Genomic DNA, 23,066 nt, shown 5'->3' on the forward strand with positions numbered 1-23,066 from the left:
TTTAATCCCGATTTGGCGCGATTTTAAAATAATTGATTTTTCGATGAAACCTTTTACACTTTCCGCAGTCCAATGTGTAGTTTTTAGTTTTAGGTTAGGTAAAGACATAGTTGTGGCGACTGTGTCTTTCCTATTTTAAGTGAGGCTGGTAGGTTGTCGTATCAACTACCGCTTTGAGTTCCTGAAGGATGCTGTACAGGCCGAAATTAGTCCTGTTGACATAAATGAAATGCTTTACTCCCCTTGCCTGTTTAAATTCAGGCATTTTGGCAATCTTATCTCCATAACTGTATAATTCTTTGAAGAAGTCCGGATTGTCGAAGTCGAAAGTCCGGCTAGTATATGGCCGGGCGAAAAGGCTGATCATTTCCAGGTAGATCTTATAGTAAAAGGCCACTTGTTTTTCATTGTCGCCAGGCAAGATCATTTCCAACTTGCGGAAAGCCTCGATGGTCTTTGCTTTATCTTTAATGACATCCGTGGAAATCAGGGAAAAGAAGGGTTCATAAAAATCATCCGGCATTTCTTTAATGCAGCCAAAATCAATTACCCCTAGTTTTTCCTCTGGTGTGATTAGGAAATTACCGGGATGGGGGTCGGCGTGTACGGCCTTTAGCTCATGCTGCTGAAAGTTGTAGAAGTCCCAGAGTGCCTGCCCGATTTTGTTGCGCAGTTCCTGGGATGGATTCGTTTTCAGGAATTCTTTGAGGTGTAAACCATCGATCCAGTCCATCGATATGATCCGCTTTCCGGAGAGCTCAGGATAATACTTGGGGAATACTACGTTCCTGAGGTTTTTACAAGCTTCTGAAAATTCAATCGAACGCCTGACCTCAAGCTCGTAATCTGTTTCTTCCAAAAGGCGCTCCTCTACTTCTTTGATATAGATATTGAGCTCTTTCTCGCTCATGTTCAACAAGCGGAAAGCAAAAGGCTTGACCAGTTTAAGATCGGAGGAAATACTGTCGCCCACACCCGGATATTGGATCTTTACAGCCAGTTTTTGACCATTCAGTTCGGCACTGTGTACTTGTCCGATGGAGGCCGCATTGGTAGACTTCAGGTTGAACTGATCATAGATCTTTTCCGGAGGTTTGCCGAAGTTCTTCGTGAAAGTTCTCACGATCAGCGGTCCTGAAAGGGGAGGTGCATTGTATTGGGATTGCGTGAATTTGTCGACATAGGACTGCGGCAGAATATTTTTATCCATGCTGAGCATCTGTGCAATCTTTAGCGCACTTCCTTTTAGCTCGCTCAGGGATTTATAGATGTCAGTCGCATTGTCTTCATTCAGCTGATCCCTGTTGAGGTCAGGATTGAAGAGCTTTTTCGAATAGTGTTTAATGTAATTGCCACCGATTTGAATGCCTGTCTTGACAAATTTAGCCGAACGTTCGGTTTTACTTACTGGAATGCTTTTTTGTTCTTTCATGAATTCTTATAGCCCCATCTTTTCTCTGAACTTGCCATTCCTGGAAAGAAACTTACCGTAATCCAGTAAGTTGTCGATCGGGGAAGGTTGGAACAGGTCGAAAGTAACATTAATACCTTTCTCTATGGCTTCGTCAGTTTTTTCAAAACCAGCACTGTCGTCATTGATCCAGAATTTAAGGATAAAGGCAAACTGGATCCAGAGGGCATCTTTATATCTTCTGCTGAAAAACTTCCGGTCCGCAAGCTCAGTGCTTTCTATACCTTCGTTGATGATTTCCTCAGCGAAATGCTCAAAAATAGGCTTCACACCAGACAATACCTGAGGTGTATTGAATCCACGGTTTTGCTTGCTCAGGCTATAAATCACGAAGCTCCTTTGCTTTTTGAGCACTTCTACATAGCTGTAAAAAAAGGCGAGGACCTTATCTCTTGAGGAATAAGCGTTCCAGACCTCCTGCTGCTGCAGTGTATCTATGGTTTCTACGGTAAACTCTACCCAGATGTTCTTTTCGATACTGTCGAATGATGCATAAAATTCGTAGAAATCCGATTCGGAGATCTTCAGTTTTTTAACGAAGCTGTAGACTGATTTAGGTTGTTCATCATGTGTCAGCACATAATCGATATACCCGTTTTTGATTTGAAGAGCAGTGGCCATATTGTTTTTATTGATATAACGTGAATGCCGGAACTATAGTTTTTCAAGCACTTAAAGTTAGGGCTTTATTCTATCATTATTTTGTAATAAAAGCTGCTCCGGCTGATTTGCCGGTTTCAATTTCAGTGCTTACTCATTTAATTGAATGGAATTGATTAGTTTTGAACCCGAATTGAAAAAGCGTCTTTTACATATTCACCGTGCAATTGCGGTTTTGTTGCTCATGGTTTTTGCCATGGCGCTCACGCCCTTTGCGGCATTTCACGATCACCATCACGAGGCACCTGTCTGCGTCAAAAATCACCAGGATTGCGGGCACAAGTTTCACATTCATGAGAGGGGCGACAACTGCCTGATCTGTAAAGCACACTTTGAAAAAAACTACGCCGTACAACAGGTTCAATGCCATTATTTTTCTATCACACGTACTTTCATGCCGGCTATGCCCCCGGTAAAAGGAAGCTATACTGAACTGATCAGCCTGTCCTTAAGGGGACCTCCTTTGGCTTAATTCAGCACGAGCGGATTTCCGCAATTCAATTGATCCATTTACCAGAATTATCCAAACCATGGCCCGGGTGATGCTTTGCGTTGCCTGCTGACCATTTGGTTCATTTACGATTTTACAACACATGAAGAAAATACAATTATTATTGGCGATGCTGATGGCTATTGCCACCTATAGCTTTGCCAATGAACGCGCCGAATTTAAGGGCAAGGTCATTGATGCATCAACACAGGAGCCACTTGCCGGTGCGACAATTTACATCACCGATCTCAAGGCCATTACCACAACCAATCAGACAGGTGAATTTACACTTAAAAATATCCCTGCAAAAGGCCGTTTCTTGCTTGAAGTACGTTATATTGGCTATAAAACGCATGCTGAAACCATAGACCTCGCTAGTGCGGGCACACTCAGCGTCGCATTGGAACCTTCCATTGTCGAAAGCGCCGAAGTGGTGATTACAGGTTCCCCTTTTAGTTCAAACAACAAAACAAATAGTCTTTCGGTAGTTACCGTAGGAAAAGATAAGCTGATCCAGGCAGCAGGTACCAATCTGATTGATGCGGTAGCAAAAATACCGGGAGTAGCCCAGGTGAGCACCGGAGGGGCCATTTCGAAACCGGTCATCCGGGGACTCGGCTATAACAGGGTGCTGACTATGGTTGACGGAGCAAGGGAAGAAGCCCAGCAATGGGGAGATGAGCATGGCATTCAGGTAGACCAGTTTTCGGCTGCCCGCGTTGAGATCCTCAAAGGGCCGGCAAGTTTGCTGTATGGCTCTGATGCCTTAGGCGGCGTGATCAACATCATTGACGACCTGGTTCCTGCGCCTGGCATACACAAGGGCGAATTCACCACGACTTACGCTACCAATAATGGCTTAAGCGCTTCCTCAGTAATGATGCAGGGCAACGACAATGGATTTGTCTATCGCGGCCGTGTCTCCTATAAAAATGCCTATGGTTTTGGTTATAAAGATGCAGTAGTGCCCAATTCAGGATTCAACGAATTTAACCTGAACGGAATGATCGGACTGAACAAAAGCTGGGGTTATTCACACCTGACTTTTTCCCGTTTCAACACCAATGTGGGACTGGTGGAAGAAGGACCGGACGACAATGGCAATTACCTGGATGAAGAGGGGGCGGTTATCAGTCCTGCAGATGGACGCAAAAGAGGCCTGGGCTTACCCTTTCAAAACATCAACCATTATCGCGCAGCACTGAACAGCAATTTCATTTTGGGTAAAGGTCAGCTGAAAACAACCTTTGCCTTTCAGCGCAACCTCCGTAAAGAATTTGAAGAAAGTATGGATGAGCCAGGCTTGGATATCAATCTGAATTCTTATACCTATGACCTGAAGTATTATTTTCCGAATGCCGGGAAATGGGAACCTGCAATTGGCGTGCAGGGCATGTACCAGAAGAATGTAAATGAAGGAGATGAATTTCTGATCCCGGATTACAACAGCAATAACATTGGGGCTTTTGCTTATCTGAAGCGTAATTTTTCTAATGGGGCCATCAACATAGGGGCACGCTATGATTACAAAGAAGTGAAGGGGCAGGACCTGATGTTTGAAGGTGAGCAGGTATTCAATGGCTTTAACAACAAATTCTCTAATGTTTCAGGCTCCTTAGGCTTTGCATTTGAAGTGGCAAAGGACCTGGTGATTAAGGGAAATGCAGGTTCAGGGTTCAGGGCGCCAAACATCGCCGAACTGGGAGCGAATGGCCGCCATGAAGGAACCTTCAGATACGAAATTGGAAATAGCAGCCTGAAACAGGAAACCAGCCTGCAGTTTGATCTTGGTCTGGAGTATACTGCGCATCATATCACCTTTGGCTTGAACGGCTTCGCCAACCGTATCTTTAATTACATTTATCCAGGCAATTTCAGCAATGAGACGATCGATCTGGAAAATGAAGCTGGAGAAGTAGAAACACTACCCGTTTATCGTTTTGTCCAGACTAAAGCTGATCTGCTCGGCGCGGAAGCCTCTGTGGATTTCCACCTAATCAAATCGCTGCATTTCGAAAACTCTTTTGCCTATGTAAAAGGGATCAATAAGGCAGATGATAGTCCATTGCCCTTCATTCCTGCGGCCAGCCTCAACAATGAACTGAGATTTGAGCCCAGCATGAAAGGTCTGGACGGTGCTTACATTAAGGTTGGCCTTACCAACGTGTTTAAGCAAGGCAGGTTTGACAGCTTTGAAACCCAGACCAATGGTTACACCTTGCTGGATGCAGGAGTAGGTACAAGCATCAACACCGCTAAAGGGAAGTTTAACCTATGGATCACTGGTCAGAACTTGTTGAACAAGGAATATTATAATCACTTGAGCAGGTATAAACTGGCAAATATTTACAATCCCGGAAGGAATGTGACTTTTGGCATTAGTGTGCCATTCTTGTAAGGGTGAATGAAAAGGGATGCCGCAGCGCATCCCTTTTTTAATACAACAATTTTACATTGCTTTACTGTCATTTCGGAAGCCCTGTTTCAGGATAGCAGGAAATAATGCTTATGTTTAGAACTTTCAGTTCCTATTTTTTATTGTTTTTCCGTAAATCTATACCTAATGATCAACAAAAACATAATTCTTGCCTTATTTCTCAGCCTTACTTGTTTGACACTCCAGGCGCAAAAAGCCGATACCTTATCCGTTACCCTGGAGAATGTGAAATATGCCTATCCGGTAAAATTTCTGCCCCTGAATGTAGAAGGACAGGATGTAAGGATGGCCTATATGGATGTGGCCCCTGCAAAAATGCCAAATGGGCGTACTGTGCTTTTGTTTCATGGTAAGAATTTCGGTGGTTATTATTGGACGAATGTGATCCAGGCCCTGAGTAACCGTGGATTTAGGGTAATTGTTCCCGATCAGATCGGCTTTGGAAAATCATCCAAACCTTTCATTCATTATAGCTTCCATCAAATGGCGAGTTGGAATAAGGCTTTACTGGATCATTTGGGAATTCCGAAAGCGAGTGTTTTGGGCCATTCAATGGGTGGTATGCTCGCTACGCGATTTGCGCTGATGTATCCGGAGCAAACAGAAAAACTCCTGCTGGAAAATCCGATCGGACTTGAAGATTACCGCCGTTTTGTTCCTTATGTAACCACTGAGCAGCAATACCAGACCGAACTGAAGTCTACCGCTGAAAGTGTCCGAAAATATTACCAGAGCTCTTATTTTACCGTATGGAAACCGGAATATGAAGAACTGGTACGTATTGCTGGCGGTGTTACAAATAGTGCCGATTTCCCGCGCTGGGCTAAGGTGGCTGCATTGACCTTTACCATGATCTACGAACAGCCAGTAGTTTACGAATTTTATAATATCAAGGTGCCAACGGTACTCTTTATCGGCAAAGAAGATAAGACAATCGTGGGTAAAGGTTTATTGAGTCCGGATCAGCAGGCCATCTATGGTCAGTACAAGCTGTTGGGAAAACAAACTGCAGCAAAAATTCCGGGTGCAAAGATCGTAGAGTTTGAAGCTTGCGGACACATTCCGCACATTGAAATCCCAACGGAATTCAATGTCGCACTACTGGGTGCTTTATAGTTAAATCTCCCGGGAGGCCGGGTCCTGTAGGAATATGGCAGATAATGCTTCATACAACTCCGGATGCTTATGGCTGAACTGATCTGGCTTTTCAAAGAAATATTCAGCTGCTACCGCAAAGAATTCGGCTTCATTGGTGATGGCGTAGGGGTTGATGTCTGATTTTCCTTTTTCGATCCGTTGCATCTCCTCATGGATCATCTTCAGCCAGGGGATGGTATACTCGTGTTTCATCAGGTTTTCCGGTACGCCGTCTGTAGCGCCATCTGATTTGTCGAGCAGGTGTACAAACTCATGGATTGCTGTGTTCTCCTTGTCTGATTTATTGGAAAAACCGTGGAGCAATGCCGAGCGGGATAAAATCATCTGCCCGTTCATATAACCCGAGCCCACCATGCCCAAGATGCTCCTGTCTCCGCCTTCGTATTGAAAATCGGTATTGAAGGTATCTGGGTACAACAATACATTGCTTAGATTTTTATATTTCCAGTCCGGAAAGCCAAAGACAGGAATAATGGCGCTGGACGCCACTAATAATTTATCCAGAGGTTCTACAGTTGTACCTACACCTTCAATGCGGACGTAACTCAGAAAGGACGAAACTTTCTCTTCAAACCTGATCCTTTCCTCCACATCAAGGTGTTGGTAGTAATGTACATGCTGGAACAACAGCTCCTTGTCGGTTTCGCCCAATTGTACATAATTTTTTCGGCTATCTTTTCTAAAAATGAAATAGCAAACCAATAAGAGGATCGGGATCAGGATAAAGAAGCTTTCCATCAATTAGGCTTCAAGGATTTCTAACTGTGTCAGTACTTGCTCCCTTGTTACGTAATATGCTGCGTCATTGACGATGCTTTCATAGACCGCATCAAATAACGACAGGTAGTTTCCTTCCAATGAAGGTACAGCAGTAACGGTTTTGTTTCCGGATGCGTCTATCAATGTAAGTTTTCCTTCAGCACCTTCGGCTTCTATACCATAGCCCGGCTCATCCAGCTTCATACCTTTTAGCAATTGTTCTTCCTGACTATCTGACCGCTGTTTATGGAAAGATCCATTGGCTCCATGCAATACAAAGGCAGGAAGGGGATCCAGTAGCAGGAGGTTGGAGTGAACAAATACATTCACACTGTTTGGATAGGCCAGGTGAATAGAGAAGTAGTCATCTACCTTAGTATCCGGCCTGTTTCTGCCGATGATCTTATGGAATGATTCAGGCTTACCAAAAATGCTGATGGCCTGATCCAATAAATGTGGTCCCAGATCATACATCAGTCCACTCGCAGCAATTGGCTCTTCTTTAAAAGTTTTGGCACCTATAGCGACACGGTAGCGGTCGTAACGGAAATGTACTTCATTGAGCTTGCCCAATTGTCCGCTTTCGATGACATTGCGTACCGAAGTAAAATCGCTGTCCCAACGGCGGTTCTGGTAAAAGAAAATCTTGCGGCCCAACTCGTCAGCCAATGCAAACAGTTCTTTGGCTTCCACTGAAGTCGCGGTGAAAGGTTTTTCTACCAGAATATCTTTACCCGCCCTGAGCGAACGGCTGGCATAATCATAATGCGTGTAATTGGGTGTGTTGATGATGATCAGTTCAATAGCCGGATCATCGATAATTTCATCTATCGTGTTGTAGCTTAGTATACCAGGGTAGTCTTTTTCTGCTTCTTTTTTAGAACGTTCCGTAATCGCATACAGTTTAAAACCGGGATGTGCATTTATGAAAGGTGCATGGAATACTTTTCCAGACATACCGTAGGACATAATGCCCGTTACAATTTCTTTCTTCATAGGCTAAAAATAGCAAATTATCTTTATGAAGCTGCGATGAGTTTTATCAATGTTACGAATTGTATCTTTGCCACATGAAGCCTGCGGAAATACATGCAAAATGGAAAGATTTGCAACACAAAATAGCTGAGGAATTTGATTCTGATATCCCAGATCTCAAAGTGATCCTCTTTTTAATTGGTGTTCAGGAATTAGGGAAAGGTCCGGGGAAATATAGTAAGCGCCAAAAAGAGGAGCTGATGCACATTGCTACCTGTCGCCTGTTGAGTGAAATGGGTTTCTACGAACTGGAGGGACTGGATCAGGATGGCTGGCCACATTGGAATCTGGTGAAACCCGTGCCTTCGTATGCCATGATGGAGCAGGAACTGCTGCTGAAATCTCTGGCCATCCAGTATTTCGCCGACATCTACGAAGCCTAAAAGTACCTGAGCATAAAGCAAAAAAAATCCGAAGTACATTAGTACGACGGATTTTTATGTTTTACATAGGTAGATGTAAAATGTTTTTATTTGCCTTGTTGCTGTGCTTCTTTTTTCAAGCTTTCGTTGGCTACGATCACTACTTCAACCCTACGGTTAGCAGCTCTTCCATCCTCAGTTGCGTTATCAGCAATAGGTTCAGAAAATCCTTTACCCAATGTGATTAAACGTGACGATGGTACGCCTTGTGACACTGCATAAGCTTTAACAGCTGCAGCTCTTCTTTCAGAAAGGCCCATGTTATAAGTTTCTGTACCTTTATTGTCAGTATGACCAATGATCTTAATGTCTGTTCCAGGATACTGGTTCAATGAACCTGCCAATGATTTCACATTTGATTTGGCCTGTGCTGTCAGATCTGATTTGTCAAATCCAAACAGGATGCCGCTATCAAATTTCACAATGATACCTTCACCTTCACGAATTACCTCAGCATTAGGAATCGCATTTTGAATCTCTGCAGCTTGTTTATCCATCCTTTTTCCGATAAAACCACCGGCAGTACCACCTACTGCAGCGCCGATGATGGCTCCCACAGCTGTATTACCCGCTTTTTTACCGATAATAGCGCCAATCACACCACCAGTTGCTGCACCGATACCTGCTCCTTTTTGTGTTTTAGTTAAACTATCGCAACCTTGAAATGCCATGGCACCAAGAGATAAGGCGATACTAAATGTTGCTATTTTAAATTTTGAAGTAATCATAACGTAATTATTTTATTTGTGTTCAGCTTAAATCAAACCTAATGCCAGTTTTGGTGTTTACGACCGGATAGGGTTGATTTTGCTGCTTACGAAGCTTATTGCACTGAAAATCATCAGGCTAATTTTGGTAACAAAAGCGTTGCTGACTATAATTTAGTACAAGTTTAGTCAGAGAAATAGGCCTCTAATTCCATTAATGTATTTTCGTCAGTGTGGAAGTCTTTTATAATCAGGCCTTTTTCTACCAGGATGATCCTGTCACAAACGTCAGTGACATGATTGAGGTCGTGACTGGAAATCAGGGTAGTCATTTTTGTTTCGGCCTTCAGAGATTTCAATAAAGTTTTGAGCCTGATCTGTGTCGTAGGATCCAGATTTGCGAAAGGTTCATCAAGGATCAGGAGTTCCGGGTTTTGCATCAGTGCTGCGGCAATACCAATTTTATTTTGATTTCCTTTGGAAAAATCCCGGATGTACTTCTTCTTGCGCAGGATTTCATCGTTAAAAAACTCCTGGTAGCTGTTCAGGTAGTCCAGTACATGCGCTTCACTGAAATTATGGAGACTTCCTATGAAGAAGAAATATTCTTCCGCTGTGAGGTAGTCAATGAGGTAACCTTCGTCGAGGTAGGAGGCGGTGTAGTTTTTCCACTGACCCGAATGGGCTACGTTTTCTGCCTTCGAAAGTACTGCGCCTTCATCGGGCCTGATGAGGTCGAGCAACATCCGGAATAGCGTGGTTTTACCTGCACCATTATTGCCCACTACGCCAATGGTCTCCCCGGCATTGATCTGTAATTCGGGAATGTCGACTACCGTACGCTGCCCGTATTTCTTTTTTAGTTGTGAGATTTCTAAAATCATGATTTTTGTCTGAAGCCTTCGGCGATGGTATATTTTCTTTTATTGAATGCTCTCAGGATAAACGACACCCAGTAGCTCCTGCTGATCAGCGCTGTAAATCCGGCAAAAGCAAGGAAGGCCAGTCCCCAATACGGTTTTCCTGAAATGGAGAAAGGCAGGTAAAAGAGATAAGGAAGGAGGAAGTAAGGGATCATGAGCACAAACTGGCTGGCACTCAGTCCCTGGTAGTTGAATGTAGAGCCCTTACTCATGTCTATGGACTTGTAGTTTCTGGTTGCGAAATAGAGCACGACTACTGTTCCGATTCCAACATTGTAGAGATAGGCTGCAAATTGTACAGCCAGGATCTTCCAGCTGATGAAGCCATAAAAGCTAATCAGTATGGTAGTTAGCGTCGACATCAATGTGAAGAGCAGAAACTTCGCTTTGATGAAATTGCGCAAATTGGTTTTGTTGACCAGCAGACCATCAAAATGCGCGCCCTGCCAGCCGAACATAAACTGTCCGTAAATTGTGACCGCGCTTCCTGTCATAAAGACAGCAGCAAATAACACCATGCCCAATTGATCCTTTGCCAGTACTTCTTTTTTGTAAAAAAGGAATCCGTAGAAAATAAAAAATGCGCTCATGGAAAGCGCAGTCCTGGTGCGCTTATGTCTCAACATCAGTTTCAGTTCCAGGGCAGCCAATGTGCCCACTTCTCCGAATCTGCTAAAGAAGGGATAGTTCGTGCTTGCTTTTTTCTCTTCTGCAGCACCAAGTTCTTCTGCATATAAATTACTTCGCAAGTATTTGGCATTCCATAAAAACATCAATGCTGCTGCGGCACTGAAGCCCAATGCCAATAATGGTTGCTCGGTGATGGATTCAAATATTCGATTGGAGATTGCCGATATAGAAAAGATCCGGTAGTGTTCCAATGCAGCAATCAGGGCGATGACCAGCAGTGTAATCAGGGTATACCTGCTGCTGTTGACACTAAGTCTCTTGATGTACAATGCGGTATAATTATTGAAAATGACCAGGGAGAGGATCGACACCACATACATAAGGGAAACAAAAGAACCATGAATGTCTGAGATGTAAGTATAGGAAAAAGGCAGCAGGAGGATCAGTGACAGGATATTGAAGGCGCTAAACAAAGACCGGGCATTCAGGAAGCGTACAATCTTTCTTTTGGGAATCCTAAGGTGCAGGTAGGGAACAATGCTGAGGGTGGGCAGTTCCTGCAGTTGTATGCGCATTAAAAAATCCAGTGCAAAGTAATAGATGATGTAGCTGTTGAATACCGTTTCTACATCTTTACCTGGAAAAAATTTACCTGCCCAATATTCCAGCATAAAGCCCAGAACAAAAGCAACCAATAGCAGATAAAGGATCATTAGCCCCATCAGGATGTTGGCAGCTATAGTGCCTCCCTTACTTTTCGATCGCCAGAAGGCTTTCCATTGATGACTTAAAAATGTGCTGAGCATCTAGTAATTGTATTTATTTTTCCAGTTCTGCCTTAACTTTTCTCTCAATTTCTCTTCTGCCGGATTTTTCCCCGGATCATAGAGTTTAGTGCCGCTCAGCTCATCAGGGAAATATTCCTGTGCAGAGAAGTTTCCTTCATAACCATGGGAATATTGGTAGTCTTTACCATAACCAATGTTTTTCATCAATTTTGTCGGCGCATTGCGGATATGTAATGGGACTGGCAAATTGCCAGTTTGTTTCACCAGGGACTGTGCTTTATTTATGGCTTCATAAGAAGCATTGCTTTTTGCTGAGGATGCCAGATAGGTCACGGCTTGCGAAAGGATGATTCTGGATTCGGGAAAGCCAATCACATTGACTGCCTGAAAACAATTGTTGGCCAGTAGCAAGGCATTTGGGTTGGCATTGCCGATGTCTTCGGAAGCCAGGATGAGCAACCTGCGGGCAATGAATAAGGGGTCTTCTCCGCCCTCAATCATCCGTGCCAGCCAGTAGACCGCAGCATTAGGATCGCTGCCCCTGATGGATTTGATAAATGCAGAAATGATATCATAATGTTGTTCCCCTGCCTTGTCATACAGCGCCAGGTTTTGCTGGGCATGCTGGAGCACATTCTCATTGGTCAATACAATCTTATTTCCGCCGATGCCATTAACCGCAATCTCCAAAACGTTGAGCAATTTCCTGGCGTCACCTCCCGACAAGCGGATCAGTGCTTCGTGTTCTTTGATGGTGATGTTCTTTTCTTTGAGAATGACATCTTCCTTAATGGCTGTTTGCAGGAGCCCGGCGAGTTCATTTTCATCAAGTGCTTTCAGGATATAGACCTGACTTCTCGACAGCAGTGCGGAGATGACTTCAAAAGAAGGGTTCTCTGTGGTCGCGCCGATGAGGGTAACCAGTCCGCGTTCGACTGCACCCAGCAAGCTGTCCTGCTGAGATTTGCTGAAACGGTGAATCTCATCGATAAACAGGATCGGCAGTCCAAGCAGGCTATCCTTCAAAGCTGCCGCCTTATCAATCACTTCCCGGATGTCCTTCACACCCGAATTGATGGCGCTGAGATTGAAAAAAGGTCTGTCGAGTGTATTTGAAATGATGGAGGCAAGCGTAGTTTTACCCACACCTGGAGGCCCCCAAAAGATCATAGAAGGCAGTTGCCCGCTTTGTATGGCTTTTCTGAGCACAGCGTCCGGGCCTACAATATGTTTTTGACCAACATATTCGTCCAGGCTTTGCGGCCGCATGCGTTCAGCTAAGGGAGGTAGGTTTTGCATACTAGTAAAGATACAAAACCCACGGTATTATGCCTTCTTTTTGAAGAATTTGCGTTTAGGTTTTCCTGATGATGCTCCTGCTGGTCTATTACCTGATGAACGGCCATGTGCTGGTTTCGTTTCGGTAGAAACCGGGATGTTAGCCAAATGCTCTGGAACGGAAATCCTTGGGATCTCCTTCTCTATCAGTTTCTCAATGCTGGCCAGCTTGCGTTTATCTCTGGCATTTACCAAAGTAATCGCTGTACCCTTTGTTGCTGCCCTTGCGGTCCGTCCGATCCGGTGTACATAGTCTTCTGCATCATGAGGTACATCGAAGTTGATCACCAGGTCTATACCTTCCACATCAATACCCCGGCTCAGTACGTCTGTGCCAATGATGATCGGAAGCTGCCTGTTCTTGAACTTCAATAAAATCTCTTCTCTTTCCTTTTGTCCAAGGTCGGAGTGGAAAGCTTCTGCTTTCAGTCCAAGCCCCCTGAATACCTTACCCAGGTTTTTCACCTTCTCCTTTGTAGAAGCAAATACAATGATGCTTTTATAATCTCCGGATTTGAGTATCTCGGTCAGCAGAGGGACTTTTTGCTCATCGTAAGCCATATAGACTTGTTGAGAGATGCCCTCCGCAGGTTTGGAAATGGCCAGACTGATCTGTTCCGGATGTTCCAGCAGGTTGCCTGCCAATTTCCTGATCTTAGGTGGCATGGTTGCCGAAAACATGACCGTCTGTCTTTTCTTGGGCAGGTAACTCACAATGCGCATGATGTCATCGTAAAAGCCCATATCCAGCATCCGGTCGGCTTCATCCAGTACCAGGTGTTCCAGTTTGTCGAGTTTCAGTACACCTGAAGACAAATGTGAAATCAAGCGGCCCGGAGTGGCAATGATGATGTCTACGCCTTCACGCATCGATCGTTTCTGTTGCTCATAGGCAATCCCATCGCCACCACCATATACCGTTAGTGAACTGATATTGGTGAAATAGGACAGGGCCTCTACCTGAAGGTCAATCTGCTGTGCCAGTTCTCTGGTTGGAGCCAGGATCAGGGTATTGTTATGCCGTTCTTCCGTCCCGGCGATCATGTTCATGATCGGGAGCAGGTAAGCACCTGTTTTTCCTGTTCCTGTCTGTGCGCAGGCGATCAAATCCTTTTTGCTTAATATGAGCGGGATAGCTTCTTGCTGAACCGGCGTGGCATTGCGAAAACCCATCGCCGATAAACCCTCGTATAAATCAGGGTTGAAGTTAAAATCTTTAAAATCCAATCTACTTTTGTATTATTAGTATTTACCGTATAAAAGTAACCTTTTTATTTGGTTTTATTCTTATCGGCATAACCAAACACCTTTTGCAGCAATGCAGTAGACCTCGATCCGATGTTTTCCCGGATCTTTAATTCCTCCTGGGCTACCTGGACGAACATTCCGTCTATCGCTTTCTGGGCCACGTAAGTGGAAAGATCTGTATTTACCGGTTTTACCAAAGGGATTTTATTGTATTGACTGGCTGCGTCACCCCAGTATTTAGTCGCGCCAACCTTGCTTAGACTTGCCGTAATAACAGGCCTGAATTTTTCCATCAATTGCGCAGTGGTTACTCTTTTAAAATACGAGGTGGCTGCATCTTTATTACCCAGCAGGATATTGGTGGCATCTGCTATCGTCATCTGCTTGATGGCGGAGATGAAGATCGGCTTCGCTTCCTTAGCTGCATCTTCAGCAGCACGGTTCAGACTGGTGATCACATTGTCTGCCAGAGAATTCAGTCCGATACTGCGCAAAGTCTTTTCTACCTTTTGGGCTTCTGGTGGGAAAAGGATCTTTACCGCCATATTTCCCAGAAAGCCGTCCTTTGCAGAAAGCAGGTCTGCACCTCTCGTGGTCCCAATTTCCAGCGCCTGTTTCAGGCCCAGGCCAATTTCTGTGCTGGTCGGGTTTCCTCCCGTAGGGATTTGTTTGATGATGTTGCCAAGCTGCGACTGGCTTTGCACGTCGCAGCTATTGAATAGAAGCCCGCTCAGAAAAGCGAGGGAAAGAAGTTTCAGGTATTTCATCGTCTTTATTTATCAGACGAAGATAACAATTCCCCTGCCACGTTTGAATCCAGTCCGGTATATTTCCTGATCAGCCTGTTCATTAGGGCATTCAGCTGCTCTACCTGAAAGCTGCCGGTTGTCGGTTTAAGGTGTGAGTTTCCGATCCCGCTGTCGTCTGTGAGGAATACATAGGTGCCGTTGGTACTCATCGCCATGAATCGCATCAGGAATTCTGTGTTTTTGTCGATACCACTCGCAACGACCGGGATCAGGGTAATGCCCTTGGCTGCGGCTTCTTTTACACTGCGTTGCAGGCTGCCGATTCGTTTTTGGTCGTGATGCGGGGGGGCGTCCAGGATCATGAACATCAGTTTTGCTGATGGACGCTCAGTTGTCCATTGCTGTTGATAGATTGCGCTTTCCATGGCTTCTTCTACAGCTTCCTCAAAATCGCCGCCACCAGAGGCATATTGTTTGGACAGGTTGGCTTTTACTGCCATCAGGTTACCATCAAAACCAAAATCCCTCACCACATATTCATCCCCCTGATCCCGGTAAAATACAAGACCTGTGCGGGTATTCAACTGATTTCCCCTGTTCAGTCGGCCAATGATGTCTTCGAGTTCTGATTTCAGATAAGCGATTTCATCCCCCATCGAACCGGTAGCATCTACCATGAATAGGACATCGAGATTTTTAATTTTTTCTGCTGTACGATTCAGGGTAATCTCCACATTCACGACATCGGCAGCAAAGTCTTTGTTGTACAGTAACGTTCCATCTGCCGAATTAACTGTGAGGGTAAAGCGTTCTCTATCATTGCTGTATACAGCCGGCCATAATTCGGCTTTCCCTTCAAAATTGCTCTGGGCTTTCCAGACTGCTGTACCTTTCTTCAGGACAGTCACCGTATAGCCGGTCAGCGCTTGTTGTTGTTTATTTTTAAGGCGGACTCCAACACGGTTGGCGGTGTAGAACTGCCAGTACGATTGTTTGTCAGACCATTCCTGATTGCGCATCAGATCTTTCCAAAAGTCCCAATGGCTTACGTCATTCCATTCCCCTGCTGTGAGGAGGTTAGACTGTGGTCTGGGTTCTGTTCTTCCCGGTCTGATTTCTTCGTCCAGCATCGGTCTGGGTGCTTTTTTAAATGGCTTTTCCTTACTCATTGCAATGCCGGCCACTCTTCCTGCAAGCGACTCGCTTACAGGCGCTACACCGCGAATTTTAACTTTTTCTGAGGAACTGAGGACTGTCCTCGAAGAACTTGTGCTCAGGGCCTTGGGTTCCGCGAAACTCAGAACAACGTCTTCTCTCAGTGATTCTTCCGCTGCTAGTGATACGTTGATCACCTTATGCTCCCTTACTTCTATAGTTGCTTTTACAAAGCCAATATAACTGAACACTAATGCACTTTCTTTATCATCAATATTGATGGCGTATTTGCCATCGTCATTGGTTTTGGCTTTGGACTTACCGCTGAGTCCTGATACCATTACATTTGGAAGTGGTTTCCCGCTGTTTTTTTCTTTGACAATTCCTGTTATGGTTCTTATCCGGCTCGGTCCTGATTTGAAGGCTGCAAATAACAAGACAATTAGCATAGGCAATAATATCTTCTTCATGGCTTTTGTTTTTTTAATGATGTGGACTTTAAAGAAATTCCATAGCTTCTCGAAAAATATTTTTATACTTGAGAAATTTATGCCCTAGTCAGCCTTGAAATTCATTAAAAACAATAACCGGATCCGGGAGCAGGATGATGCTGCTCTGATTGCCAGCTACAAAGCGACGGGCGATCTGGAGGTATTGGGTGTATTGTACAATAAGTACATGCACCTGGTTTTCGGGGTTTGCCTCAATTATTTGAAGGATGAAGAACAGAGTAAGGATGCGGTGATGCAGATCTTCGAGGAGTTGGTTTTGAAATTGAAGCTCCATGAAGTGCAGAATTTCAAAAGCTGGCTGCATGTGCTCACCCGAAACCATTGTCTGATGGCACTCCGTAAAAATTCTAAGCAGACAACCGTTTCATTAGAAGATACTTTTGTGGAAAATACAGAAATTGTGCATCTTGATATCGATGATACAAAGGAGCGTCAGTTGACCGTTATGGAAAAGTGCATGGAGACATTACCTGAAGAGCAGCGTGTGAGTGTGGATTTGTTTTATTTGCAAGAGAAATGCTATAAAGAAGTGGCAGATATTACCGGCTTTGAGATGACTAAAGTGAAGAGCTACATTCAGAATGGTAAGCGTAACCTGAAAATTTGTATAGAAAGGAACAGTAGTGAATAAGGATTGGATAGATATAGCGGTTTTAGAGGATTACCTGGAGGGTAAGCTTGATGCGAAAGCCATGAACAGGGTAGAGCGGGAAGCTCTGGAAGACCCCTTTGTTGCTGAAGCATTGGCTGGTCTTAGTGAGTCGCCCCGACGTTCCCTTGATGCAATGTCGCTACTTCAAAAGCAATTGAGGGAGCGAGTGTCTGAACAGCAGGTTTACAAAAAACGCAGCCTGATCACCTGGCAACGACTGAGCATTGCAGCTACAGCAGCAGTGATGTTTATCTCCGTGAGTGTGATCTTTTGGATGAGGGAAGATAACAGGCGTAAGGAGCTGGCAGCATTGCCTAAGAAAGTAGATGTCAACCTCGCACCGAGAAAAGAAAATAATGCACCAGTTGTCGCTTCTGCAGTACCTGCTGTTGAAAATAAAGATTCATTGGCTGCCGACCGTACAGCTGTCGTAATCGACCGGGCAATCCAAGCCAGTAAAAAGGAGACCTACGCCAGTTTGAAAAAGAAACCTAATGTGCCGTCTCCTTCAGCCCCTCAGGATGTGAGTTTGAATGAAGTCGCTATAGTAGGTTATAAAGCAGAAGGAAAGCGCGCTGTAGCGTATTCTTCATCACGATTGGTCATGCCGGATAGTAGTAAGCACCTGAACGAAGTTGCGGTGACAAGCTTTGGTCGAAGTCCGGATACCAACATTTCCAAGGCGCTTGCGGGAAAAGTCGCGGGTGTGCAGACCGAAAAGAAAAATATCATGATCAGGGGAATGGCTTCAGCTTCATCAGTTTCAGGAGCTTTTAGTCCAGTCGGGGGCTGGGATAAATTCCGGGAATACCTGAAAAAGAAAAACCGGTTCAGCAATGAAGCCAAAACCGGTAAATCTGTTGTTCTTTCCTTTAATCTGGATAAGAAAGGCAAGCCTGAAAACATCAAAGTGTTGATGGGCATTGCCGAAAAATATGATCTGGAGGCTGTACGTTTACTGCAAAAAGGTCCAAAATGGAACGCTTCTGAAGCGCAGGACAAACAACTCTTTGTTAATATAGACTTCTAAAAGAACAAGTGAACAATGCTGTAAACAATTGCGGCTAAAGTAGCGGATACGGGTATCGTCAGTACCCATGCCCATAATAAGCTTACGGTAACGCCCCAACGTACCGCAGATACCCTTTTCAACAAACCAACACCGACAATAGATCCTGTGATGGTATGCGTAGTGGAAACAGGAATACCGAAGTGTTCTGTAATACCCAGGGTTACAGCACCTGCAGTTTCTGCAGCTACACCTTCAAAGGCATTCACTTTAGTGATCTTTGAACCCATTGTTTTCACAATTTTCCAGCCACCACTCATTGTACCCAGTGCGATCGCAGCATAACAGGAGATAGGAATCCATTCCGGCATGGCATCCCCAGTTTTAAGGACGTTGGAAGCTACCATGGCGACATAGATGATACCCATTACTTTCTGTGCATCGTTACCACCATGGGTGAAGCTGAGTGCAGCGGAGGAGATCAACTGTAGCCTTTTAAACCATTTTTCCGCGACAGAAGGCCTGGCATTTTTAGAAATATGAAGGATGATGATCGAAATGATCACGGAGATGACCATACCGATTACCGGTGCCAGTACTATAAAGGCAACTACTTTTAAAATAGGTGCAAGGTTGATGGCCGACATGGCATTGGCGCCAAGCGTGACAGCCTTGGCCATACCAGCACCTGCAAATCCACCGATCAGGGTATGCGAAGAACTGGAGGGGATACCGAACCACCAGGTAAATAAGTTCCAGGTGATCGCGGCAAGCAAGCCCGCAAGAATCACTTCCAGTGTAATGAAATTTTCTACTACCGTTTTTGCGATAGTGTTGGCCACTTTGTGGTCCGTGAAATAAAAATAAGCGGCAAAGTTGAACAATGCTGCCCACAATACAGCCTGAAAAGGCGAAAGCACTTTCGTAGATACGATTGTTGCAATCGAGTTGGCCGCATCATGAAAGCCGTTTATATAGTCAAAGGCAATAGCCAGTACAATTACAACGACCAATAAGGTAGTTACCATTTTTTGAAGGTTTAAGCGTTCTTTACCAAAATAGATTCCAACACGTTTGCTGCATCTTCACATTTATCTGTAGCCATTTCTAATGTCTGCAGTACTTCTTTCTGTTTGATCAGTTCGATTGCGTTAGTCTCAAATTCGAATAAACGGGCAATGGCCAGGTTACATACGTAATCTGCCTGGTTTTCACCGCTGTTGATCCTTACGCAGGCATCAGCAATTACACGGATGTTTTTAAAGCTTCTCAATTCTTTGATCGCTTTTTCCAGATCCGTACACATTTCCACCAGTAATTCAGCCAGTTTGATCATGGCATCACCGATGTTTTTCACATTATATAATTCGATGTTGCTTGCCGAGGCATGAATGTAATCTGCGATATCATCTACAGCGCTGGCCAGTGCATGGATATCTTCCCTGTCAAAAGGCGTGATGAAGTTTTTACTAAGTTCAAGGAAAATGGAGTGAGTAATGTCATCTCCTACGTGTTCCAGACGTTCTACCTCTTTGATGTATTCCTTGCGCTTTTCTACATCTGTTGCGCTTAGAGCAAGAAGCAAAGCCTCAGAAATCTTCAATACATTGCTTCCTGCCTGTTCGAACAGGGGCTGAAATTTTTTGTCTTTTGGGGTAAAAAACTTAAAAATACTATTCATCTTGTCTATAAAATATGATACAAAAGTATGAGTGTAATGTTAAGTTAGTGTTAACTGTTAAGTTTTTTTAACACGCTTAACGCTGCTAACCAATTTTTTCCAGTGTAAATGCAAAAGTAGTCCCGATCTGCAAAGTGCTCCTGACGGAAATGATCTGTTCATGCGCTTCCAGAATGTGTTTTACGATCGCAAGTCCCAGTCCGGTTCCTCCTTCTTCTCTTGAACGGTGTGTGTCTATACGATAGAATCGCTCAAAAAGACGGGGCAAATGTTTTTCATCAATGCCGATGCCATCGTCCGTAACCTCTATAAGGTATTGATCGTGGAGTTCAAAGATCTTGATCGCCGTAGAACCTTCCTTCTTTCCATACTTGATGGAATTTTCGATCAGGTTGACCATCACCTGTCTCAGTTTTTCCCGGTCGGCCCTCACAAAGGCAGGATGCGTATATTTTTCCTTGAAAGAGAGGGTGATTCCCTTGCCTTTTGCTTTGTCTTCCAACAGCTCCATTACTTCCCGGGCCAGGTGAACAAAATCAAACTTCTCATAATTGATCGGGATCTCTCCTGTTTCCAGTTTAGAGATGGAATCCAGATCATTGATCAGGTAGCTTAAACGCTCTACATTATTTTCTGCCTTTTTCAGGAATTTAACCGCCATGTCCGGATCATCTACGATACAATCCTGTAAGGTTTCGATATAGCCCTGTATGGCAAAAAGAGGTGTTTTAAATTCATGGGAAACGTTAGATAGAAATTCCTTCCTGAACTGCTCCTGTTTTTTCAGTAGTTCAATTTCCCTTTTTTTCTGACCTGCCCATTCTTTTACTTCCTGTTCTACATCATTGATTGGATCTGAACTCACATATTCGCCCAGGGCATCTTTCAGATCTTTGCCCAATTTCAGGTTATGGATCAATTTGTAGATCAGGACAATTTTAGAATAAATGTATTTCTCCAGGAGGTAATAAAAAACGACAAAACAGGTAATAAAAGAGACGCCGAAAGAAATCAGCATGAAATACCAGCTGTGCTGGAAGTAATAATTGACCAAGCCTATAGAAAGCGCTACGGCAAATGCGGTGATAAAGACCAATAAGCTTAATTTCATCCCAATAATGTATTACCTGTAAGAATAAGCGCCTACATTGCCAGCAATTTACAAGTAAAATCTTTATTTGTCCTGCTTTTCCGTAAGATATTTCCAATATCTTTTGGGTACATGCTGCACATGGAGTTTGGTATTCTTTCTTGCCACAATATTCGTACTTTTAAAATAATCTTTCCAAAGCGTGGCATACAGTGCTTCCTTTTCTGAAAGCAGGTCTTTTGCAGGTTTACTCAATGTCTTTTGGGCCGCAGCATCCATTCGGATCTCTTCTACTTTTTCCAGGTCGTAAAAAAGTCCATAATGCCGCTTCAGGTCATAAATGATCCATTGCTGGTCGGCATACCGGTTTTTAAAATGCTGCATAATCAGCGGAAGTACATTATAATCGGGGTCTATACCGCAATAGAACATACCGTCTGCAGTGTGCTGGAAACGGATAAAAGCTTCCATCCGGTGTTTTTCCCGCTCTACCTTTCTTGCCGTTTGAGCCACATGGAGCACATGCGGATTGCCATAGTTATCCTCCGCACCTTCCGGATTCAAAAAAAGATAACAGGCAAATTCAAAGAGGCTGGAATACGCTTCAGGACTTTCTGAAAGAAAGGTACAATAAAACTTACGCATCCAGCCTTTGTCGAGCTTAGCCTGCAGCCCCTTCCATACCCGGTCGGCCTTCTTTTCATCGGGCTGTACCGCGAAAACAGTTGTAAATGCATCAGGCTGATGGTGTTGCTCCAATTGCAGGAGGACTTTGCCTGGCGTTCGCTCAAACCATTCGAATACTGCACAGAGTAAACTTTCCAGGCTGCCATCTATCAGGTAGATCGTCATCTTTTTGCGTTAAAACAGAATCATCTGCTGACTGCCGGCTTTTTGGTACTTGCTTTGGCTTTCTGCCAGGATGAAAGCCTTGATCTGTGTACCCTGGTAATCCTTCAACTGAAATGGCGTATCTGCACAGGTGATGAAATGTTTTGCGCGATTATACGCCACACCAATCTTTTTCAACTGGTCTGAGCGCAGACGGCCGAACTTTCTGGCCTGCACAATCTTTTGCGCAGAGCTCACACCAATTCCTGGTATCCGCAGGATCATTTTGTAGGCGGCCACATTGATGTCGACAGGAAAAAACTGCAGGTTACGCAAGGCCCAACTCAATTTGGGGTCAATGTCGACATCCAGATGCGGATTGCTGTCGTTCAGCAATTCATTGACATGAAAGCCATAGAACCGCATCAGCCAATCGGTTTGGTACAGCCGGTTTTCCCGGATCAATGGTGGCTGGGAACCCAGAACAGGCATTCTGCTGTCATTGCTGATCGGGATATAACCCGAATAATAGACTCTTTTCAGAGAGAAATCCTTGTAGAAGGCAGCAGCCGTATGCATGATGTCTTTGTCGGTTTCCGGTGTGGCGCCAATGACCATCTGGGTACTTTGTCCGGCCGGAACGAACTTAGGAACACTTTTGATCAGTTTCTTTTCGTCTTTCAGTTGTATGATCTGACTTTGCACAAAACCCAGCGGCTTTCTCACATCTTCATGACTTTTCTCAGGTGCCAAAAGCTTCAATCCGCTTTCCGTAGGCATCTCCAGGTTAATGCTCATCCTGTCGGCATACAGGCCGGCTTCCCGTATCAGTTCTTCGCTGGCCCCCGGGATGGTTTTCAGGTGTATGTAGCCATTGAAACGTTCTTCCAGGCGTAATTTTTTAACCACCTTTAACAGACGTTCCATGGTAAAATCAGCATTCTTAAAAATACCTGAACTGAGGAAAAGTCCCTCAATATAATTGCGGCGATAAAAATTGATGGTCAGGGATACCACTTCTTCCACGGTAAAGGCGGCACGCTCGATGTCATTGCTCTTGCGCGAGACACAAAATGCACAATCGTAAATGCAATGATTGGTCAGCAATATTTTAAGGAGGGAAACACAGCGCCCATCTTCTGTATAAGTATGGCAAATGCCTGAACTGTGACTGTCGCCCAGGCCCTTATTGTCATTTTTTCTCGTTCCCCCACTGGATGAACAGGAAACATCATACTTCGCCGCATCGGCCAATATATTCAGCTTTTCTCTAATCCGTTCAGACATATTGCTATATTTTACTAACAAATATAGCAACAAA

General features: G+C 44.3%; 22 protein-coding genes. 6 read left to right on the forward strand and 16 right to left on the reverse strand.

The annotated features are described in order from the left end of the window. Positions 1-130: 130 nt before the first annotated feature. Together WAE59_RS14230 and WAE59_RS14235 are read right to left on the reverse strand one after the other, a co-directional pair. A complete protein-coding gene (locus tag WAE59_RS14230) occupies positions 131-1,432 on the reverse strand; it encodes an ABC1 kinase family protein (RefSeq protein ID WP_337856644.1) in 1,302 nt (433 codons plus the stop codon). A 6-nt stretch (positions 1,433-1,438) separates the two neighbouring features. Further along, the gene (locus WAE59_RS14235; protein WP_337856645.1) at positions 1,439-2,092 is read right to left on the reverse strand and encodes a TetR family transcriptional regulator C-terminal domain-containing protein; all 654 of its coding nucleotides are present in this window, start codon (positions 2,090-2,092) and stop codon (positions 1,439-1,441) included. Positions 2,093-2,237: 145 nt separating this feature from the next. Between WAE59_RS14235 and WAE59_RS14240 the strand changes: the two genes are divergently transcribed. From WAE59_RS14240 to WAE59_RS14250, 3 genes are all read left to right on the forward strand, one after another. Further along, positions 2,238-2,603, forward strand: a complete 366-nt coding sequence (locus tag WAE59_RS14240) for a hypothetical protein (RefSeq protein WP_337856646.1) — start codon at positions 2,238-2,240, stop codon at positions 2,601-2,603. A gap of 121 nt (positions 2,604-2,724) precedes the next feature. Next, positions 2,725-5,019: a TonB-dependent receptor gene (locus tag WAE59_RS14245; RefSeq protein WP_337856647.1), complete on the forward strand. Its 2,295-nt coding sequence runs from the start codon at positions 2,725-2,727 to the stop codon at positions 5,017-5,019. 165 nt (positions 5,020-5,184) lie between these two features. Continuing rightward, entirely contained in the window at positions 5,185-6,174 is a 990-nt protein-coding gene (locus WAE59_RS14250) for an alpha/beta fold hydrolase (RefSeq protein WP_337856648.1), read from the forward strand. On the opposite strand, the gene WAE59_RS14255 is transcribed toward WAE59_RS14250, so the two are convergent. Both WAE59_RS14255 and WAE59_RS14260 read right to left on the reverse strand, forming a co-directional pair. Beyond that, the gene (locus WAE59_RS14255) at positions 6,175-6,954 is read right to left on the reverse strand and encodes a zinc-dependent peptidase (RefSeq protein ID WP_337856649.1); all 780 of its coding nucleotides are present in this window, start codon (positions 6,952-6,954) and stop codon (positions 6,175-6,177) included. It abuts the gene before it with no gap. A gap of 3 nt (positions 6,955-6,957) precedes the next feature. Further along, positions 6,958-7,971: a Gfo/Idh/MocA family oxidoreductase gene (locus WAE59_RS14260; protein ID WP_337856650.1), complete on the reverse strand. Its 1,014-nt coding sequence runs from the start codon at positions 7,969-7,971 to the stop codon at positions 6,958-6,960. 74 nt (positions 7,972-8,045) lie between these two features. Between WAE59_RS14260 and WAE59_RS14265 the strand changes: the two genes are divergently transcribed. Next, on the forward strand, positions 8,046-8,393 hold the full coding sequence (locus WAE59_RS14265) for a hypothetical protein (protein WP_337856651.1): 348 nt from the start codon (positions 8,046-8,048) through the stop codon (positions 8,391-8,393). An 86-nt stretch (positions 8,394-8,479) separates the two neighbouring features. Here WAE59_RS14265 and WAE59_RS14270 read toward each other — a convergent pair whose 3' ends face one another. From WAE59_RS14270 to WAE59_RS14300, 7 genes are all read right to left on the reverse strand, one after another. Next, entirely contained in the window at positions 8,480-9,160 is a 681-nt protein-coding gene (locus WAE59_RS14270) for an OmpA family protein (protein WP_337856652.1), read from the reverse strand. Between the two features lie 164 nt (positions 9,161-9,324). Continuing rightward, positions 9,325-10,023 (reverse strand): ABC transporter ATP-binding protein, encoded by a 699-nt coding sequence (locus WAE59_RS14275; RefSeq protein ID WP_337856653.1) that lies wholly within the window; start codon positions 10,021-10,023, stop codon positions 9,325-9,327. Beyond that, a complete protein-coding gene (locus WAE59_RS14280) occupies positions 10,020-11,498 on the reverse strand; it encodes a DUF5687 family protein (RefSeq protein WP_337856654.1) in 1,479 nt (492 codons plus the stop codon). Before WAE59_RS14280 ends, WAE59_RS14275 begins: the two co-directional genes overlap by 4 nt. Continuing rightward, on the reverse strand, positions 11,499-12,779 hold the full coding sequence (locus tag WAE59_RS14285; RefSeq protein ID WP_337856655.1) for a replication-associated recombination protein A: 1,281 nt from the start codon (positions 12,777-12,779) through the stop codon (positions 11,499-11,501). A gap of 27 nt (positions 12,780-12,806) precedes the next feature. Beyond that, on the reverse strand, positions 12,807-14,045 hold the full coding sequence (locus WAE59_RS14290) for a DEAD/DEAH box helicase (RefSeq protein WP_337856656.1): 1,239 nt from the start codon (positions 14,043-14,045) through the stop codon (positions 12,807-12,809). A gap of 44 nt (positions 14,046-14,089) precedes the next feature. Beyond that, complete coding sequence (locus WAE59_RS14295) at positions 14,090-14,833, reverse strand: DUF4197 domain-containing protein (protein ID WP_337856657.1); 744 nt, start codon at positions 14,831-14,833, stop codon at positions 14,090-14,092. A 5-nt stretch (positions 14,834-14,838) separates the two neighbouring features. Continuing rightward, the gene (locus WAE59_RS14300; protein ID WP_337856658.1) at positions 14,839-16,440 is read right to left on the reverse strand and encodes a vWA domain-containing protein; all 1,602 of its coding nucleotides are present in this window, start codon (positions 16,438-16,440) and stop codon (positions 14,839-14,841) included. 94 nt (positions 16,441-16,534) lie between these two features. Here WAE59_RS14300 and WAE59_RS14305 point away from each other — a divergent pair, with 94 nt between their 5' ends. After that, positions 16,535-17,113, forward strand: coding sequence for an RNA polymerase sigma factor (locus tag WAE59_RS14305; protein WP_337856659.1), 579 nt, complete (start codon positions 16,535-16,537; stop codon positions 17,111-17,113). Then, complete coding sequence (locus WAE59_RS14310; RefSeq protein ID WP_337856660.1) at positions 17,106-18,164, forward strand: hypothetical protein; 1,059 nt, start codon at positions 17,106-17,108, stop codon at positions 18,162-18,164. Before WAE59_RS14305 ends, WAE59_RS14310 begins: the two co-directional genes overlap by 8 nt. On the opposite strand, the gene WAE59_RS14315 is transcribed toward WAE59_RS14310, so the two are convergent. The 5 genes from WAE59_RS14315 to WAE59_RS14335 form a co-directional block, all read right to left on the reverse strand. Then, positions 18,161-19,171 carry an inorganic phosphate transporter gene (locus WAE59_RS14315; protein ID WP_337856661.1) on the reverse strand — a complete coding sequence of 337 codons (1,011 nt, stop codon included), beginning with the start codon at positions 19,169-19,171 and terminating at the stop codon, positions 18,161-18,163. The two genes, WAE59_RS14310 and WAE59_RS14315, sit on opposite strands and share 4 nt — an antisense overlap. Positions 19,172-19,182: 11 nt before the next feature. Continuing rightward, the gene (locus tag WAE59_RS14320) at positions 19,183-19,824 is read right to left on the reverse strand and encodes a DUF47 domain-containing protein (protein WP_337856662.1); all 642 of its coding nucleotides are present in this window, start codon (positions 19,822-19,824) and stop codon (positions 19,183-19,185) included. An 85-nt stretch (positions 19,825-19,909) separates the two neighbouring features. Then, entirely contained in the window at positions 19,910-20,935 is a 1,026-nt protein-coding gene (locus tag WAE59_RS14325; RefSeq protein ID WP_337856663.1) for a sensor histidine kinase, read from the reverse strand. A 63-nt stretch (positions 20,936-20,998) separates the two neighbouring features. Then, the gene (locus tag WAE59_RS14330) at positions 20,999-21,766 is read right to left on the reverse strand and encodes a TIGR03915 family putative DNA repair protein (RefSeq protein WP_337856664.1); all 768 of its coding nucleotides are present in this window, start codon (positions 21,764-21,766) and stop codon (positions 20,999-21,001) included. Between the two features lie 9 nt (positions 21,767-21,775). Further along, positions 21,776-23,032, reverse strand: a complete 1,257-nt coding sequence (locus WAE59_RS14335; protein ID WP_337856665.1) for a putative DNA modification/repair radical SAM protein — start codon at positions 23,030-23,032, stop codon at positions 21,776-21,778. Positions 23,033-23,066: the final 34 nt, after the last annotated feature.

The sequence above is a fragment of the Pedobacter sp. GR22-6 genome (assembly GCF_037402555.1).
In the GTDB taxonomy this organism is placed as follows: domain Bacteria; phylum Bacteroidota; class Bacteroidia; order Sphingobacteriales; family Sphingobacteriaceae; genus Pedobacter.